The sequence below is a fragment of the Planktothrix sp. PLAVEN19ND genome (genome assembly GCF_057220675.1).
Genome location: NZ_CM170132.1, coordinates 1942917 through 1961228, shown reverse-complemented (window position 1 = coordinate 1961228; position 18312 = coordinate 1942917). Strand labels below are relative to the sequence as shown.

15 protein-coding genes are annotated in these 18312 nt (G+C 40.4%); 9 read left to right on the top strand and 6 right to left on the bottom strand.

What is annotated here, in order from left to right; genetic code table 11:
* Positions 1–72: 72 nt before the first annotated feature.
* Complete coding sequence (locus AC2D3N_RS08325) at positions 73–1881, bottom strand: protein kinase domain-containing protein (protein WP_484693335.1); 1809 nt, start codon at positions 1879–1881, stop codon at positions 73–75.
* A gap of 23 nt (positions 1882–1904) precedes the next feature.
* Here AC2D3N_RS08325 and AC2D3N_RS08320 point away from each other — a divergent pair, with 23 nt between their 5' ends.
* Positions 1905–3494, top strand: a complete 1590-nt coding sequence (locus AC2D3N_RS08320; protein WP_484693334.1) for a phenylacetate--CoA ligase family protein — start codon at positions 1905–1907, stop codon at positions 3492–3494.
* A 10-nt stretch (positions 3495–3504) separates the two neighbouring features.
* Here the strand turns inward: AC2D3N_RS08320 and AC2D3N_RS08315 are convergent, their stop codons facing one another.
* Positions 3505–3771: a pentapeptide repeat-containing protein gene (locus AC2D3N_RS08315; RefSeq protein WP_484693743.1), complete on the bottom strand. Its 267-nt coding sequence runs from the start codon at positions 3769–3771 to the stop codon at positions 3505–3507.
* A 128-nt stretch (positions 3772–3899) separates the two neighbouring features.
* Between AC2D3N_RS08315 and AC2D3N_RS08310 the strand changes: the two genes are divergently transcribed.
* Entirely contained in the window at positions 3900–4937 is a 1038-nt protein-coding gene (locus AC2D3N_RS08310) for an SGNH/GDSL hydrolase family protein (RefSeq protein ID WP_159451493.1), read from the top strand.
* A gap of 164 nt (positions 4938–5101) precedes the next feature.
* On the opposite strand, the gene AC2D3N_RS08305 is transcribed toward AC2D3N_RS08310, so the two are convergent.
* Together AC2D3N_RS08305 and AC2D3N_RS08300 are read right to left on the bottom strand one after the other, a co-directional pair.
* A complete protein-coding gene (locus AC2D3N_RS08305) occupies positions 5102–5860 on the bottom strand; it encodes an ABC transporter ATP-binding protein (protein WP_484693333.1) in 759 nt (252 codons plus the stop codon).
* Between the two features lie 91 nt (positions 5861–5951).
* Positions 5952–7169 (bottom strand): ABC transporter permease, encoded by a 1218-nt coding sequence (locus AC2D3N_RS08300; protein ID WP_484693332.1) that lies wholly within the window; start codon positions 7167–7169, stop codon positions 5952–5954.
* A 152-nt stretch (positions 7170–7321) separates the two neighbouring features.
* Between AC2D3N_RS08300 and AC2D3N_RS08295 the strand changes: the two genes are divergently transcribed.
* The 6 genes from AC2D3N_RS08295 (at position 7322) to AC2D3N_RS08270 (ending at position 13500) form a co-directional block, all read left to right on the top strand.
* Entirely contained in the window at positions 7322–8686 is a 1365-nt protein-coding gene (locus tag AC2D3N_RS08295) for an NAD-dependent succinate-semialdehyde dehydrogenase (protein ID WP_484693331.1), read from the top strand.
* Between the two features lie 66 nt (positions 8687–8752).
* The gene (locus AC2D3N_RS08290) at positions 8753–10390 is read left to right on the top strand and encodes an acetolactate synthase large subunit (RefSeq protein WP_079676871.1); all 1638 of its coding nucleotides are present in this window, start codon (positions 8753–8755) and stop codon (positions 10388–10390) included.
* 135 nt (positions 10391–10525) lie between these two features.
* Complete coding sequence (locus AC2D3N_RS08285; RefSeq protein ID WP_079676872.1) at positions 10526–12094, top strand: NAD(P)H-quinone oxidoreductase subunit N; 1569 nt, start codon at positions 10526–10528, stop codon at positions 12092–12094.
* Between the two features lie 154 nt (positions 12095–12248).
* Complete coding sequence (locus tag AC2D3N_RS08280) at positions 12249–12545, top strand: type II toxin-antitoxin system Phd/YefM family antitoxin (protein ID WP_083616242.1); 297 nt, start codon at positions 12249–12251, stop codon at positions 12543–12545.
* Positions 12517–12867: a Txe/YoeB family addiction module toxin gene (locus AC2D3N_RS08275; RefSeq protein WP_484693330.1), complete on the top strand. Its 351-nt coding sequence runs from the start codon at positions 12517–12519 to the stop codon at positions 12865–12867. Before AC2D3N_RS08280 ends, AC2D3N_RS08275 begins: the two co-directional genes overlap by 29 nt.
* A 36-nt stretch (positions 12868–12903) precedes the next feature.
* Positions 12904–13500, top strand: coding sequence for a Uma2 family endonuclease (locus AC2D3N_RS08270; protein WP_484693329.1), 597 nt, complete (start codon positions 12904–12906; stop codon positions 13498–13500).
* An 8-nt stretch (positions 13501–13508) separates the two neighbouring features.
* On the opposite strand, the gene AC2D3N_RS08265 is transcribed toward AC2D3N_RS08270, so the two are convergent.
* Together AC2D3N_RS08265 and AC2D3N_RS08260 are read right to left on the bottom strand one after the other, a co-directional pair.
* Positions 13509–15629 carry a PAS domain S-box protein gene (locus AC2D3N_RS08265; RefSeq protein ID WP_234996589.1) on the bottom strand — a complete coding sequence of 707 codons (2121 nt, stop codon included), beginning with the start codon at positions 15627–15629 and terminating at the stop codon, positions 13509–13511.
* A gap of 315 nt (positions 15630–15944) precedes the next feature.
* Positions 15945–17786 (bottom strand): ShlB/FhaC/HecB family hemolysin secretion/activation protein, encoded by a 1842-nt coding sequence (locus tag AC2D3N_RS08260; RefSeq protein ID WP_484693328.1) that lies wholly within the window; start codon positions 17784–17786, stop codon positions 15945–15947.
* Positions 17787–17963: 177 nt separating this feature from the next.
* On the opposite strand from AC2D3N_RS08260, the gene AC2D3N_RS08255 reads away from it, so the two are divergent.
* Positions 17964–18299, top strand: a complete 336-nt coding sequence (locus AC2D3N_RS08255; RefSeq protein WP_200816695.1) for a 2Fe-2S iron-sulfur cluster-binding protein — start codon at positions 17964–17966, stop codon at positions 18297–18299.
* Positions 18300–18312 lie beyond the last annotated feature (13 nt).

Here is an 18312-nt window from a genome sequence, read left to right as displayed (position 1 = left end):
ATATTCAATTATCACAGATAGCCGATAAATTTTCAGTTCGTTTGAATACTCTTATCAACAATGATAAACTCCTTAACGAGTTTCTAGGGTTAACTCATAGTCAAACGGTCGAGAAGATTCAGACACCACAACCACTTGATAATCACCAGAATCGGGTAAACGACCTGACCAACGGTTTTTAGCAGAATCTTCTAGTAAAAATTGAGCTTTTTGTGTATAAATGGAAAGTAAAGTTGAGGATTTTGGGGATTTGAGATGCACCTGTAAATCTTGATTTTTATTAAAGCGAGCAATATAGATTTTTCCCTCTCCGGGTTTTAACCGATCTTTTAAGGTTTTTCGAGTTTTTGTAGAAGCAAACTCTACCCGTTCCCAAGCCGTTCCCGCTTCTAAATTTTTAACCAGATCATCGGAAACAGCTTGCCAAACTTGTCCTATTGGTAATCCTAATAAATCAGCATTTCTCGATTGTTCGGGAAATAAATCAAAAAATTTAGCATCCGCCAAATCATATAAGGATTGACTGCTTAAATTTAACTGATTCACTTGTGCTTTTAAGTGATCTAAATCATTATTATAGGTTCCTAATTTTATTCGAGATTGATCACTGAGTTTGGCTAAACGTTGCAAAAATTTATCTGCAATTTTATCCCATTTTTCTCGCCAAATTGCATCGGAGGGTTTATCTGTTAAGGTTCTTCCCCGTTGTTCGGGATAGCGAGTATAAAATTCTTCGTTAACTAAATCCACAAAAAAGTTGAAATCAATATCTAATAAACGCCGTTGTTCTCGTAATGCTTCTTGTCGTTTTTCCTCGGTTTTTGAGAGTTGATTTAAGTCATAATTTGCATAATGATTTAACCCATAACGTCCTCCTAACCATCCAAAAACCCCTAAAGTTAAGATAAAAACAAATACCAGTAAAGGCGTTTTGATAGGAGAAGACTTTCCGGTTTGAGGAGAAAAAGGTTGGGGAGATAAGCTCTGATTGAGGATGGTTTGAGTAGGGTTTATAGAGGTTTTTGGGGGTGGATTTATGGCGGAAAGAGCGACTAAAACATCCTGAACCGATGAAAAGCGATCGCTGTGACGATAGGCTAACATTTTATCTAATATTTCCCCAAATTTAGGATTTAATTGGATGTATTTTCTCCAATTCCAAGTTAAGGTTTGGGGATCAATTAAGTGTTGCGGTTCTTTTCGAGTTAATAACACTAACATAGTTGCTGCTAAAGCATACAAATCACTATTAGGATAAACCATACCCAAACGCATTTGTTCATCGGGGGCATACCCCACTTTTCCTAACCTTGTCGGTGAGGGATTTTGCCCCCCCTGGGCTGCCAATTCCGATTCTACTTTGGCTTGAATTAATTTAACGCCGCCGAAATCAATTAACATGGGTAAACCATCGGATTGACGTTGAATCATATTGTCAGGAGAAATATCTCGATGAATTACCCCGTAACTGTGAATATAGTCTAATACGGGTAAAATTTGGAATAATAATTCCAGCACTTCGGCTTCTGTAAAAGTGTGTTGATTGAGTAAACTGCGATAGTTCAACCCCTCAACATAATCCTGGACAAAAAATAAATACCCTTTATTATCAATTGTTTCTCGAAATAACTCTCGAAATTTAGGAATTTGGGGATGTTTTAATTTATAGAGAATCTCCGCTTCCCGTTCAAATAATTCTTGGGATTTTTTCAAAGCAAAACTGCCTTGTACCTGGGGAGAAAATTCTTTTAAAACACAAAGTTCATCAAACCGATGTTGGTCTTTGGCTAAATAAGTTCGTCCAAAACCCCCATGTCCTAACTCACGGACAATGGCGTAATGATTTCTCAAAACAAGACCCGGATAAATTAATTGACTCATGCGGTGTTAGGGTGAAAAAATGAATGCTGAACGGTTCCGATCTGTCTCAATTTAGAGTAGCAATTTATGAGGACTGTAGCATGGGTCAACTCCGAGACGAACAACGCCAACGGGCAATTTCCGCCTTAAACGGCTTTTTATCTACACCCCTATCAGATTTAATTCAACCCTCTAAAGATAGAGGAGTGACTTCTGTTTTACAATTATTCCAAGATGTTGTCACAAAAGTTCCCGCCTATCAACATTTTTTAGCCGCCCATCATCGGTCTGTTAATGAGATTCAAACCCTGGAAGATTTCCAAACCTTGCCCTTAATTACAAAAGAAAATTATCTCCGCCAATATTCCCTATCCCAATTATGTCGTCACGGTCAATTAGAAACCTGTGATTTGATTGCGGTTTCTTCTGGTTCCACCGGAAATCCGACATTTTGGCCCCGTTTTATTAGTGATGAATTGCAAATTGCCACTCGCTTTGAACAGATTTTTTATGATAGCTTTCAAGCGGATCAACGTCGAACTTTAGCGGTAATTTGTTTTACTTTAGGAACTTGGGTTGGAGGCATTTATACAACGGCCTGTTGTCGTCATTTAGCCACCAAAGGTTATCCGATTACGGTGATTACTCCGGGCAATCAAAAACCGGAAATTTTTCGGGTGATTCGGGAATTGGGAGAACAGTTTGATCAGGTGGTTTTATTAGGTTATCCTCCGTTTATTAAAGATGTCATTGATACGGGAATTATTGAAGGCATAGAATGGGCAAAATATCAAGTTAAATTAGTATTTGCAGGAGAAGTTTTTAGCGAGGAATGGCGGAGTTTAGTCGGGGAAAGGGTGGGATCAACTCAACCCTATTATGATTCAGCTAGTCTTTATGGTACGGCAGATGCGGGGGTTTTAGGGAATGAAACGCCTTTAAGTATTTGTATCCGGCGGTTTTTAGCTGAACATCCAGATATTGCTAAACAATTATTTGGGGAATCTCGACTTCCTACTTTAGTTCAATATGATCCTAAAAGTCGATTTTTTGAAGTCCAAAAAACAGATGATTCTATAACCGGAACTCTATTATTTTCCGGTGATAATGGGATTCCTCTAATTCGATATCATATTGCTGATCAAGGAGGAATTATTGAATTTGAGGAAATGTTAGACTTTTTGAAACAATGGGATTTTGATCCGATTTTAGAATTACAAAAAATAGGCGATCGGGGAATTTATCAATTACCGTTTGTTTTTGTGTTTGGGCGATCGCAATTTATTATTTCCTATTTTGGAGCTAATATTTATCCTGAAAATATTACCGTAGGTTTAGAACAACCCTTAATTAAAGATTGGGTGACGGGTAAATTTGTTATGTCTATTCTCGAGGATTCTGATCAAAATCGGTGGTTATCGGTGGTGGTAGAATTAGCGCCGGGGATTGAAGAAACCGAGGATAAAAAACAAGCGATCGCCACTTCTATTTTAACCCAATTAAAGCGCCTAAATAGTGAATTTGCTAATTATGTTCCCCCCGAATATCAAACCCCTCAAATCACCCTCAAATTAACCGGAGACCCCGAATATTTTCCCCTGGGAGTAAAACATCGCTATACCCGAAAAAATTAAGATCATCACCCTAGGACTGTAGGGGCGAGGTCTCCTCGCCCACTCCCTGTATATTTACTCCCTGTATATTTACTCCCTGTATATTTACTCCCTGTATATTTACTCCCTGTATATTTACTCCCTGTATATTTACTCCCTGTATATTTACTCCCTGTATATTTACTCCCTGTATATTTACTCCCTGTATATTTACTCCCTGTATATTTACTCCCTGTATATTTACTCCCTGTATATTTACTCCCTGTATATTTACTCCTTGTACATTTACTCTCTGTATATTTACTGAAGTTTTACAATAATTCTCCCCAAACTTTACAATATCCCCGTAATTCTACGGACAACCCACAGACTAAAATGCTAAATTGGACTCAAACAAAGTCAATTTCAGCTATCAAGGTGTACGCTATGATCAATATTTATACTACGGGTCGTTTACTAGCCGTTTCCGTTGGCACCATTGCATTTACAATTACGGGGATAAATGCTGCACAAGCCGCCAAGTTTACCAGTATTAACATTTTCGGAGATAGTCTGAGTGATCCTGGGAATGCTTTTAAAGCATCTGGTGGTTTATTTCCTCCAGCCCCCTATTACCAAGGACGCTTTTCTAATGGCCCCGTTTGGACAGACTATTTAGCCAATGATTTAGGACTCAATCCTATTCCCTACATGGACACGAATGGCATACCCTCGGCTAAAGGTGTTAATTATGCTTTTGGAGGGGCAACTTCGGGGAAAGAAAATATTGCTTATCTCTTTGACCCTAAACTTGCTGGACTACCTGGTGTACAGACTCAAGTAGGTGCATTTATTCAACCTTTATTACAACAAGGTAAAACAGCCGATCCCAACTCTTTGTATGTGCTTTGGGCGGGGGGCAATGATTATACCTATGCAAGTAGTAAAGATACTCAGGGAGTTGTTAATAATTTATCCTGGGCTATCAACAACTTATATAATATCGGTGCCAGAAATTTCTTAATTAGCAACTTACCGGATTTAAGTCAAACTCCTTTAGGAAGTAGTGGTGCATTAGTTCCATCGGGGGATTTACAAAAAACAGTTCAAGAGCATAACACTTTACTCAATCAAGAAATTACCAACTTAAATCAATCATTGTTTAATTCTAATATTGCCCTGTTTGATGTTAACAATGTGTTTGAAGATGTGATCAACAAACCTGATCAATATGGGCTTACAAATGTTACTGAACAGTGTTTTTCAAAAACATCAGTTGCAATATTTCTTTGTAGTAATCCCGATGAATATTTATTCTGGGATGATTTACACCCGACAACCAAGGGTCATAAATTAATAGCGGATGCTGCTTATGCAACTATTCAACAAGAATTTAAGTCTACTCCCGAACCTAGTACAATACTTGCCCTAACAGGAATAGGTTTAGGATTCCTTTTGTTAAATAAAAACAAGAAGGTAGCATAAACAAAGCTAAAAAAAGTCCCCGTTGTTGGGCCGTTGTTGGGCTTTAGCCCTCTTAATTGTTGGGCTTCAGCCCATTCTTAATAGGGTCTAATCTCAAAAAAGTCTCCTGTTGTGAGGTTTTAAACCTTGAGAAGATGGGCTAAAGCCCAACAACTAATATGGAATTAAAAAATAGCACTGTGTAAATCATTTGGGCTGAGATGGGAATGAATAACTTCACCGTCTTTAAACCAAACAATTCGACGAGTTTGGCGGGCAACATCGGCTTCATGAGTCACCATGACAACGGTCATTCCACCCGCATTTAATTCCGTGAAAATATCCATCACTTCTTGAGTTGTGTGAGAATCCAATGCTCCGGTAGGTTCATCTGCCAATAATAATACTGGCCGATTCACAATAGCACGGGCGATCGCTACCCGTTGTTGCTGACCACCAGAGAGTTGATTCGGTTTATTATTTAATCGATTTTCCAACCCGACTCGAATTAAAGCTTGCTTTGCTCTTTCTTTACGTTCAGCCGAGGGAATTCCGGCATACATCATCGGTAAAATCACATTTTCTAAAGCACTCAATTGGGGTAAAAGATGGAATTGTTGGAACACAAACCCTAATTTAATATTACGAATTCGGGCTAAATTATTTTCCGACATTTGCGCCACATTTACCCCATCCAAATGATAAGCACCTGTGGAGGGACGATCCAAACAACCGATAATATTCATCGCCGTTGATTTTCCCGAACCCGATGCTCCCATAATTGAACAATATTCCCCTTGTTCTACCGTTAATGTTACCCCTTTTAAAGCCTGAACTTGAATATCACCCATCCCATAAACTTTAGTGACATTTTCTAAATGAATAATAACCGGATTGGTTTGAAAATCTTGATTTTCTGTCTTGTTAGAAATTGATGTTTTCATGATTTTAACAGAATAGGGAATAGGGAACACCAGATAATACTTTTGGCAGTTTAAGCTAAAATCAAAAATCAACTAATCAAAAATCAACCAATTAAATACTTCTTAAAGCCACAATTGGGTCAAGTTTAGCAGCTTGTTTAGCAGGAACAACCCCAAAAAATAATCCAATTGCCCCAGAAATACTAACGGCTGTTACAATCGCAACGGTGGAAACTCCGGCTTGTAAAGGAGTGAAAGCACCGACAACTAAAACGCCACCCACGCCAACCAATGTACCAATCAAACCCCCGGCTGCGGATAGGATCACAGATTCAATTATAAACTGAATTAAAATATCTGATTGGGTGGCTCCGATCGCTTTTCTGAGTCCGATTTCTTGGGTTCTTTCACTAACAGAAACCAGCATAATATTCATAATTCCGATCCCACCCACTAATAATGAAATCGCGGCGGTTGATGCTAATAAAAGGGTTAAAGCTCCGGTAATACTACCCAAAATATTCATCAAATCTTTTTGGTTTCGCACCGTAAAGTCATCTTCATTGGTGATTTTATGACGTAACCTCAATAAATTTTCCACTTGAAATTGGGCTGCCCGCATATTATCTTGACTATCAATACTAATAGAAATAAACGTAACTTGAGTTCCGTAGGGTGATCGATTTCCTACAATTCGATTAGCCATTGTGGTTAAAGGAACAAAGGCATTCATATCATCATTACTGCCAAAACTGGAGCCTTTAGGCTGCATTACCCCAATAACTTGTAAACTTAAATTCCGCAGTCGAACCGATTTACCAATGGGATCTTCAGTTCCAAATAATTGTTGAGCTAATTCTGACCCTAACGCCACAACTTGTTCATTCCGTTTTAAGTCTAAATCCGTAATAAATCGACCTTTAGCAATATCAAAATTTCGCACCGATAAAAATTCCGGTGTGGTTCCAACTATAGAAGCTGAAGCATTATTACTGCGATAGGTAATTAATTCACTGCCATTTAAAGACGGAGCAACCTGTTGAACAGAAGGGACTTGTTCAGCGATCGCAATTGCATCTTCCAAGACCAAATTTTGCGGTGGAAATACTGGACGGCGTTGGGATTCGGGGCTTCCTGGCAATACAAATAAAATATTAGGCCCCAAGGAATTAACTTGACTATTGACAAATTTCTGAGCGCCTTCGCCAATTCCAATCATCGCAATCACAGAGGCATTGCCAATAATAATTCCTAACATGGTTAAACTACTTCGCATTTTATTGGCTAATAGCGTTGTAGTTGCCATTTTGATACTTTCTAGGAAATTCATAATTATTAAGAATCTTGAATTTATTTATACTATTGTACAGTTTTGTGTCAATTTATTAACCCGTGATCCCAGAAGTAAAAATCGGGAGTTTTTAAGGGTTACGATAAAAAAAGTAAAAGACTAAATTCTAACTTAAAACTAAACAATCAATTATGGGCATTGCTACAATTAACCCGGCCACGGGGGAACAGCTAAGAATTTTTACTCCCCTAACAGATGCCGAAATTGAAGACGCTTTGGCTCTAGCAGATCGCGCTTTTAGAGACTATCGGCGAGTCTCCTTTGAACAGCGATCACAATGGATGTTAAAGGCGGCTAACCTGTTAGAAGAAAACGCCGAAACCTACGCCAAAATCATGACCTTGGAAATGGGAAAACCCATTACCTCAGCGATCGCCGAAGTCAAAAAAAGCGCCTCCGTTTGTCGCTTCTATGCGGAAAATGCGGCTCAATTTCTCGCCGATGTCCCCGCCGAAAGTGATGCCAGTAATAGCTTTATTGCTTACGAACCTCTGGGGACAATTTTAGCAGTCATGCCCTGGAATTTTCCCTTCTGGCAAGTCTTCCGCTTCGCTGCACCCGCATTAATGGCCGGAAATGTTGGTTTACTCAAACACGCTTCTAACGTGCCTGAATGCGCCTTAGCCATTGGGGAAATTTTCCAAAAAGCCGGATTTCCTGAAGGCGTGTTTCAAACCCTATTAGTGGGGTCTGATAAAGTGGCTCAAATTATTACCGATGATAGGGTGAAAGGGGGAGCGTTAACTGGAAGTGAACCCGCAGGCGCCAGTTTAGCATCTTTGGCGGGTCAAAACATTAAAAAAACCGTCCTGGAATTAGGGGGAAGTGATCCGTTTATTGTGTTAGAAACTGCGGATCTAAATGCAGCAGTCGAAGCTGCCGTTACCGCCCGAATGTTAAACAATGGACAATCCTGTATTGCGGCTAAACGGTTTATTTTAATCAGTACAATTGCTGAGGAATTTGAAAGTCGTATGGCGGAAAAATTTGCGGCTTTAAAAATCGGTGATCCGATGTTACCCGATACCGAAGTCGGGCCCCTAGCAACCCCAGGTATTTTGACAGAATTGCACCAACAGGTTCAAAGCTGTGTTGAAGCTGGAGCTAAGGTATTAACTGGAGGTCAACCCCTAGAACGTCCCGGAAATTTTTATCCCCCCACAATTCTAACCCAAATTCCTGAAGGAACACCCGCTTACAGTGAAGAATTCTTTGGGCCGGTGGCGTTAATCTTCCGGGTTAATTCCTTAGAGGAAGCGATTACCCTGGCTAATAGCACGATCTTTGGTTTGGGTGCAAGTGCTTGGACAACCAATCGGGCCGAACAAGAGCGTTGCATTCGAGAATTAGAAGCGGGTGCGGTGTTTATTAATGGTTTAGTTAAATCCGATCCGCGCTTACCCTTTGGCGGCATTAAACGTTCCGGTTATGGACGGGAATTGAGCAGTCAAGGAATTCACGAATTTGTGAATATTAAAACCGTTTGGATTAAATAGGGTAAAGGAAGCCGGGTTTCTAGGTTGGGTGTACAGATATAGCAATCCCATTTACATTAAAAAATTATGAACACAGCAGAACTGTTAGTTAAATGCCTAGAAAATGAAGGAGTCGAGTATATTTTTGGGGTTCCAGGAGAAGAAAATATGCAAATTCTGGAATGTTTAAAAACCTCCTCAATTAAGTTTATCACCACTCGCCATGAGCAGGGTGCCGCATTTATGGCCGATGTTTATGGTCGCTTAACCGGACGGGCGGGAGTTTGTTTATCAACATTAGGCCCTGGGGCAACTAATTTAATGACCGGGGTTGCGGATGCGAATTTAGATGGAGCTCCGTTAGTTGCAATTACGGGTCAAGTGGGAACTGATCGAATGCACATTGAATCCCATCAATATTTGGATTTAGTGGCAATGTTTGCCCCGGTTACTAAATGGAATGCCCAAATTGTTCGCCCCAGTATTACCCCAGAAATTGTCAGGAAAGCGTTTAAAATAGCGCAAGCTGAAAAACCAGGAGCAGTGCATATTGATCTGCCGGAAAATATTGCCAGTATGGCTGTCGAAGGTTATCCCTTAAAACAAGATAAGCGAGAAAAAGTTTATTCGGCTTATCAGAGTATGAATGAAGCGGCGATCGCTATTTCTAAAGCCAATAATCCCTTAATATTAGTCGGAAATGGAGCGATTCGGGGGAATGCCAGTGCCGCTTTAACGGAATTTGCTACCCAACTAAATATCCCCGTTGTTAATACATTTATGGGCAAAGGAATGATTCCCTATACCCATCCCTTAGCCCTCTGGACAACGGGATTACAACTGCGGGATTATATTAGTTGTGGGTTTGATAAAGCGGATTTAGTCATCGCCATTGGCTATGATTTAATTGAATATTCCCCGAAAAAATGGAATCCCCAAGGCAAAATTCCGATTATTCATATTGGTGAAACCCCCGCCGAAGTCGATAGCAGTTATATTCCCATTGCTGAAATTATTGGGGATATTTCTGACTCTCTCCAAGAGATTTTAAGGCGTTCAGATCGTACCGGAAAACCCGAACCCTATGCTTTAAAATTAAAACCAGATATTCGCAATAATTACGAATTTTATGCCAAGGACGATGGCTTTCCGATTAAACCCCAAAAAATTATTTATGATTTGCGTCAAGTTATGGGCCCAGAAGATATTGTGATTTCTGATGTTGGTGCCCATAAAATGTGGATGGCGAGACATTATCACTGTGAAACACCGAATACCTGTTTAATTTCTAATGGATTTGCAGCCATGGGAATTGCGATTCCGGGTGCAGTGGCGGCTAAATTAGTTTATCCGAATCGGAAGGTGGTGGCGGTCACTGGTGATGGCGGATTTATGATGAATAATCAGGAACTCGAAACTGCTTTACGAGTGGGAACTCCCTTTGTGACTTTGGTCTTTAATGATGGCGGTTATGGATTAATTGAATGGAAACAAAACGACCAATTTGGCGAATCCTGTTTTGTTAAATTTGGTAATCCTGATTTTGTTAAATTTGCCGAAAGTATGGGATTGAAAGGATATCGGGTGGAAGCAACAACCGATTTAGTTCCTATTCTTAAAGAAGCCCTAAATCAAGATGTTCCGGTCGTGATTGATTGTCCCGTAGACTATAACGAAAACTCCCGCTTTAGTCAACGTTCCGGCGGCTTATGTTGCCCTATCTAACCCCGTTGTTGTGCCACGGATGCCCCTGTCTGCTATCCTTAAACTGATGTTAAAACGTGGTCAAATTATTGGGAATTGAGAGGAATTCTCAAAGTCCCATCGATTGTAAACGGTATTATCCATTTAGGTTAGACTATGGATTTTTCGACTCTTGCAGCCCAGTTGAATGCTGGGGTTATTTGGCCAGAGGGGATTGTAATTGTCACCCTCTTGGTGGTGTTGGTGGGTGATTTAATTGTCGGGCGTAGTCGGTCTTCTGTGTGGACACCATACGCGGCGATCGGCGGTTTACTGATTTCCGTGGGGGTGTTGTACACTCAATGGGACAGTAGGAATACCATCGCCTTCCTAGGCAGTTTCAATGGCGATGATCTGAGCATTGTGTTTCGGGGGATTATTGCCGTATGTTCAGCCGTCACTATTTTAATGTCGATTCGCTACATTGAACAGACGGGAACCCCCTTAGCGGAATTTATCGCCATTCTATTAACCGCAACTTTAGGGGCGATGTTTCTCTCGGGGGCGAATGAATTAGTCACCATTTTTGTGGCTTTGGAAACCTTAAGTATCTCCTCTTATTTATTAACCGGATATACCAAACGTGACCCCCGTTCCAATGAAGCTGCGTTGAAATATTTATTAATTGGAGCCGCCAGTTCCGCCGTATTTCTTTATGGTTTATCCCTATTATATGGACTCTCGGGCGGTCAAACCAATTTAACCAAAATTGCCGAGGTTTTGGCTCGCTCCAATGGCGAATCCCTAGGGGTGGTCATCGCTTTAGTTTTCGTGATTGCCGGAATTTCCTTTAAAATTTCTGCGGTTCCCTTTCACCAATGGACACCGGATGTTTATGAAGGTTCACCGACTCCGGTGGTGGCATTTTTATCCGTCGGTTCCAAAGCCGCGGGATTTGCCCTGGCGATTCGTTTACTGATTAACGCCTTTCCCTCCGTTGCCGATGAATGGCGGTTTGTATTCACTGCCTTAGCCATCCTGAGTATGATCTTAGGAAACGTGGTCGCCTTGGCGCAAACGGGCATGAAACGGATGTTGGCCTATTCTTCCATCGCCCAAGCGGGATTTGTGATGATTGGGTTAATTGCCGGAACCGAGGCGGGATATTCCAGCATGGTATTCTACCTGTTGATTTATCTATTTATGAACTTGGGTGGCTTCATTTGTGTGATTCTATTCTCCCTGAGAACCGGAACCGATCAAATTAGTGAATATAGCGGGTTGTATCAAAAAGATCCCCTATTAACCCTGTGTTTAAGTATTTGTCTATTATCCCTCGGTGGTATTCCCCCCCTAGCTGGATTTTTTGGCAAAATTTATCTGTTTTGGGCGGGTTGGCAAGCGGGTTTATATGGCTTAGTGCTGTTGGGCTTAGTCACCAGTGTGATCTCGATTTATTATTATATTCGAGTCGTGAAAATGATGGTGGTCAAAGAACCCCAAGAAATGTCCGATGTGGTGAAAAACTATCCCGCAGTTCAGTGGAATTTACCCGGAATGCGTCCCCTACAAGTGGGTTTGGTTTTAACTTTGGTAGCAACGTCTTTAGCGGGGATTTTATCAAATCCGTTATTTACTTTATCCACCGAAGCTGTTACTCATAGCACCATGTTTGACAGTGTATTGGTGAAGACAAAAACCGTTGCTCATCTGACAAAATCTCCGTTAATTGCCCAGAGAGATTAGATCTCCCTAAATTCTACCCGAAATGCCCCGTACACGGGGAGCAGGGGGAGCAGGGGGAGCAGGGGGAGACTTCGATCTTAATCTTTCCGTCTCCCCCTTTTTTTGGTTTTAGGGGGGTTTATAATAGGAATATTGATTCAGGTTTTCCTAAACTATGACTGAAATCGATTATGCTCAAGCCTGTAAAGATTTTGAGACAATCTACAATCAAGTGCTTCTGAATCGTCAACCGATTACAATTTATCGAGAAGGTTTAGAAAGTGTCTCTGTGATTGCAACGGCTGAACTTGAAAGTCTGATCGAAACCGTTTATTTGTTTCAATCCCATGAAAATGCAGCCCGTCTTTTAGCTGCGTTAGGGCGTGCAAAAGCTGGAGTTAATCAACCTCAAACTGTTGAAAAATTACGTCAGGAGTTCGGACTTGGCGAAGAAGAAAAAGCCTCAGCCTGAAAGCGAAAAACCCCAAGAATCATTAGCCAATACTTTTCCAGCTAAAGCTAGAATTAAACGAGATCTGGTTTTTGATTCTCAGTTTCTTGAAGATATGGCTTATTGGGTTAAAACTGATCGAAAAATTGCCTTACGTCTATTATCATTAGTTGAAGAAATTGGACGTATCCCTTTTGATGGGACAGGAAAGCCAGAACGCTTAAAATATCAAGATGCTAATGTGTGGTCACGCCGTCTTACCGACAAAGATCGGATTGTTTACTTAGTAAGTGAAGATAGAATAGAGTTTTTACAAGGTCGTTATCATTATAGCGATCATTGATTATTGAATATCAGCTTTAAGTTTAAGGATAAAACTATGGGATTATCATCTTCTACATTACCTGTTAATATTCCCTCAACGGTTCAATTAATGGTAACTTCTGAACAATTTATGGAAATTGCGATCGCTAACCGCGATTTAAAGTTAGAAAGAACTGTTACTGGAGAATTAATTGTTATGCCCCCGACAGGAAGTGATACCGGATCTAAAAATTCAGATATCAACGGACAACTTTGGTTCTGGAATCATCAAAATAAATTGGGAAAAACCTTTGATTCTTCCACCGGGTTTCATCTTCCTAATGGTGCCGATCGTTCTCCTGATGCTGCTTGGATATCTCACAAACGATGGCAACAACTAACCCCTGAACAACAACAAAGTTTTGCCCCTATTTCTCCTGATTTTGTCTTAGAATTACGGTCTAAAACCGATAGTTTGAATGCACTGCAAGAGAAAATGCAAGAATATATAGAAAATGGTGTGCGTTTGGGTTGGTTAATTGACCAAAAACATCAAACCGTTAGTATTTATCGGCAAAATCAAGATATAGAAATTGTACAACAACCCTTGAGTTTATCCGGTGAAGATATCCTACCTGGATTTATATTAGATTTAACAGAAATTTGGCAATAAATTGCAATCTAATTCCCTAAAGGAATTTCGATTAAAAAGTTAGTTCCGGTTCCTAATGCTGAAAAACAGGTGAGTTCCCCGTGGTGTTTATCTGTGACTAAATGATAAGCAATTGATAGTCCTAAACTGGTACCTTTCCCTTGTAATTGTGGGGGAATAAAGGGATCAAAAATGCTTTTCCGTTCTATTTCCGACATCCCAATTCCATTATCTGCGATCGAAATAGCAACGGTATTTTCATTCTCTAAATAGGTGCGAATGGTAATTTTAGGTTGATCCACTAAATCATCCTTCAAACTGGTGGCTTCTAAACGATCAATGGTGTAGGTAAGTAAATTCATAAACACTTGATTTAGTTGTCCCGCATAGCAACCAACTTTGGGTAACGAACTATATTCCTTAACTAAAGTAATACCCGATCTTCCGGCTTTTGCTTGCAGACGATTTTGTAAGATTAAGATGGTACTATCTAACCCTTCATGAATATCAACAAACTTCATTTGAGATTCATCTAAACGGGTGAAATGACGCAGCGATCGCACGACATCTCTAATTCGTTCGGCTCCCACTTTCATCGACTCTAACATCCGGGGTAAATCCTGCTTTAAAAAGCTCAAATTGACTTCTTCTATCTCATCGGCAATTTCAGGAACAATTTCAGGATAATACTGTTGATATAAGCTAACTAAATTCATTAAATCTTCAATATAATTTTTAGCATGAGCAATATTTCCCGAAATAAAACTCACTGGATTATTAATTTCATGGGCAATTCCCGCCACCAACTGCCCCAAGGATGACATTTTTTCGGTTTGAATTAGTTGGGTTTGGGTGCGTTGAAGTTGAGTTAAAATGGTTTCTAATTCGGCTCGTCGTTTGGCTTCTTGTTCTTCACTGCGCCGTAACGCTTGCTCCATTTGTTGACGTTCGGTAATATCTAAACCCACAAAAACCGCCGCCGAACCTCGGTGATATTTTTGGGCAACAATTAAATAAGTACAGGGAAATCCTCGGACATTAGCCGTTAGTTCCCGGGAACTTTTCCAGTGATCTTGAGCAAAAAATTCATAGACAAATTGATTAAATTCTGGGCTAGTTTGGAGAAATCCCACCTCTTTCCCGATGAAGGTTTCCGCCGGAACATTGTAGGAATTGGCTAAATGGCGATTCACCCCTAAATATTTTAAATCGGAACTAATCCAAGAGACTAACCCGGGGACGGCATTTAATACGGCTTCTAATTGATCCTTGGAGGCTAAAATGGCAGAAGACGTGGCTTTTTGTTCAGAAATATCATGGGCAAAACCACAAATTAAGGGTAAACCCGGAACTGAAACTGCACCGAATTCGGTTTCAACGGTTAAAGTCGGATCGGAGGACTCTAATTCTAAATAATTAATTTTAAAATTAACCGGAAAAATAGAACCGGATTTTCTTTGATAACTGGACTCAAAGGTTAATGATCCTTTTTGTTTTAATTCTTGGCAATATTCCTGCCAAACCACGGTAGTTAAATCGGGATCAATATTATGAATATTTAGTTGCAGTAATTCACTTTCCGTATAGCCCAACATCCGACAGGCGGACTGATTCACATAGCAAAAATTACCTTCTAAAGTCATCCAGAAAATAGCTGTTGCTGCCTGATCAAATGCTTTTTGAGTCAGTTGTAATTTTTCTTGTAATTGTTTTTGAGGCGTAATTACTTCTAGGTATAAAATCAACCCGCCAATCTCTCCCGATGCGGTTTGCCAAGGTTGAACTACCCATTTATTCCACTGAATAGAACCCTGGGTTAAAGGGTGGTAGGTTTCCAGTTCCCAACGGGGTAATTTCCCCGCCAAAGATAGTTCGGCATTCTGATACCAAATTTCCGGTAAATGGGGAAACCATTGTTGATGAGCCGAACCGATTAAATTAATATTGCCTTCGCCATAGTCCTGTTGCCATTGGCGGGATACGGCTAAATATCGCAGTTGCGGGTCAACCATCGCCATGGCCGTCGGCAGATATTCCACGAAGCGACGGAAATAATCTGGATCGGAGTGGGCAGAATCTGGGACACCGAACCCAGTCCCAGGGGGGTCGGAGGGGTTGGAAATAGTAGTGGGTTGAACTTGTTTATCCACGATTTGACACTCCCTCAGTCAAAATTGGGTTAGGAAAACTCCATTTGTTTATACAAGATGGAAGATCTGAATTCAATAAAATTGAATATTACCCTGATGAGGGGTGTTACCCTCCATTGTATAATTAGTTGCAGGAGTTTGTCTATGAATTGAGTCCTTTTCTGGAAAATTCCCACCGCAACCGGGGAATCTCATCGAAAAATTATGATTTTTTGCTGCAATTAATTGTTATCTATTATACTGAAATTCGATCTAACAATTAATTCAACTTTACAAAGTTTGGGGTGAGAAAGCCCTGAAGGGCTTACTACGGGGTTAGAAGGGTTTCCAATTGAAAAGGAAATAAATCCCTTGTTCCTGTAAACTGCGATCGCGAGACTCTAATTTAATTAAGGGAATGCCCCAGTCAATCTGTGCGGTTATGCGATCGCCATATTGCCACTTTAATCCTAACCCAATTGATAATAATGTGCGATCGGGCAATGTCAATTCTCCGGGCGCATTCCAAGCCTGACCAAAATCTATAAAAGGTGTAAGTTGGAGGATGCCTTCACCATTTTTAGTTCTCAAAATTGGATAACGCAATTCTGCGGAGGCAAATACCACATTATCGCGTAACAAAACATCTTGACGATACCCTCGCACACTCTCTAAACCCCCCAGTCCCATCTGTTCTAAAGCGAGTAATTCTTGGTTGGTGAGTTGAACATCAGAACGGAGTAAAAAAATCGTATCGGGCGCTAATAAACGTACCCATTGGGCTTGACCGCGCCAGGAAAAATATCGACTATCGGGTTGATCGGAACTGAGGGTGGCATCCAATAATCCTACCCCAAAACTGAGTTGCGATCGCACCGCTAAGACCTGTTTTGGCCCCTGATTCGTATATTCTTGAAAAAATCGCACAATTGAAAGTCGGGTTTTTCCATCATCCTCGGCCCCCCTGGACAGGGGAAAACCCACTCCTAAAATACTTGTGTCACTTTCCTGACGGCCAAAGGTTAATCCTAATGCCAATTCCTCCGTTGGGGTGCGGATAATCGGTTGGCGAAATCGCAATTCATACGTCCGACTATTCCCCCTAATATCCAAATTGTCAAAAGGCGGTTCAATAATTTGGCTATTAGTCGAGTTGAAATAAAATCCTAATGTGGCATTTCGAGATGTCAGGGGAAAGGTATATAAAACATCTCCAATACTACTTCCTTGGGTATTACTAAAGGATAATTCTAAGCGATCGCCCTGTCCTAATAAATTCCCTTCTTTGACTTCAATTCCCCGTTGCCAAGATCCCACCGCCGGAGACCGATTATTATTGGTAAATAAATTCAGATCAAAGGTTTTTGCCGTTTGAAACTCAATATTTAGAATACTTTCCCCAGGTTGAGTTCCCGCTGCCAATTCCGCCGAAATCGTTTTCACCACTGGATCAAGTTGTAGCAATTGTAAAGTTTGTAACAGATGTTTTTGATTAAAGGGTTTCTGAGTCACTAATTCTAACCGACTCTTAATATAGTTGGGGTTTAAACGTCCTTTTCCTTTAATATTAATCTCCGTAACTTTCCCTTCTAAAATTGAAATAGTAACAATTCCATTGGTTAAAGGTTGAGCCGGAATAAATGCCCCAGAGGTAATATAACCCTGTTTAATATATAAATCCGTTACCGCAGAACGGGCTTGCAATAGTTCCGTAAAAGTAATCGGACGACCAACAAAATCTTTGGTAACTTCAGCTAATTTTTGATCAGAAAAAACTGTATTACCTTCAAAATTAAAGCGTTCAATATTAATAGTATTGGGACTATCTGGAATATTGTCTGGAGTTGTTGGCGTGGGAACCAATGGAGAAAACAGACGTTCTGTTGGGGGTAGGGGTTCAGGAAGTTGGGGTTCGGTGCGTCCAGGTTGAGGAGGAATCGGGACAATAGAATGATCGGAGGGCAAAGAATCTGGAATTTCCGCCAACAGAGGACGACTCACCGCAGTTAAGGCGCAATTAATTTGTACTGCTAGAATTAAACTGGCAAACAATTGAGAGTAGACTTGAATATACCGAAGGCGAGAAAATTGCCATAGCAGGATCAATAATTTCAGATTCGGTTTAAATTGTTCTATGGGTAAATAATTAATCGACGGTCGAGGACTTAAAGGGCGCATAAAAAAATGTTTAAATTAGGTTTTACTCAAAAAAATATCAAGAATATACTGGGATCATCATGATTAACCTTTTGGTTGTTTCTTTTCGGGGACTTATTCTTTTAATCATCTCCTCCTTCTTTTATAATCAAAAAATAAGCTAACCCTGAAATATAATTGAGTCAAATTTTTATGACCATGGTTTATCAAGTCCGCCTGATTAACGAAGCTGAAGGTTTAGATTGCACAATTGCAGTTCCTGATGACCAATATATTCTCGATATTGCAGAAGACAACGGGATTCGTCTACCATCAGGATGTAAACAAGGAGATTGTTCCGCTTGTGTGGCTAAACTCCTCCAGGGTCAAGTGGATCAAAGTGAACAAAAATTTCTCCGTCCTGGGGAAATTGCCATGGGCTATACTGTAACCTGTGTTGCTTACCCTCGTTCAGACTGTACCCTGATCACCCATCAAGAAAAGGTTTTATATCAATCTTCTCTGTATCATCAGTCTAGTTCCGATCCCGGTTAATTACTCAATTTAT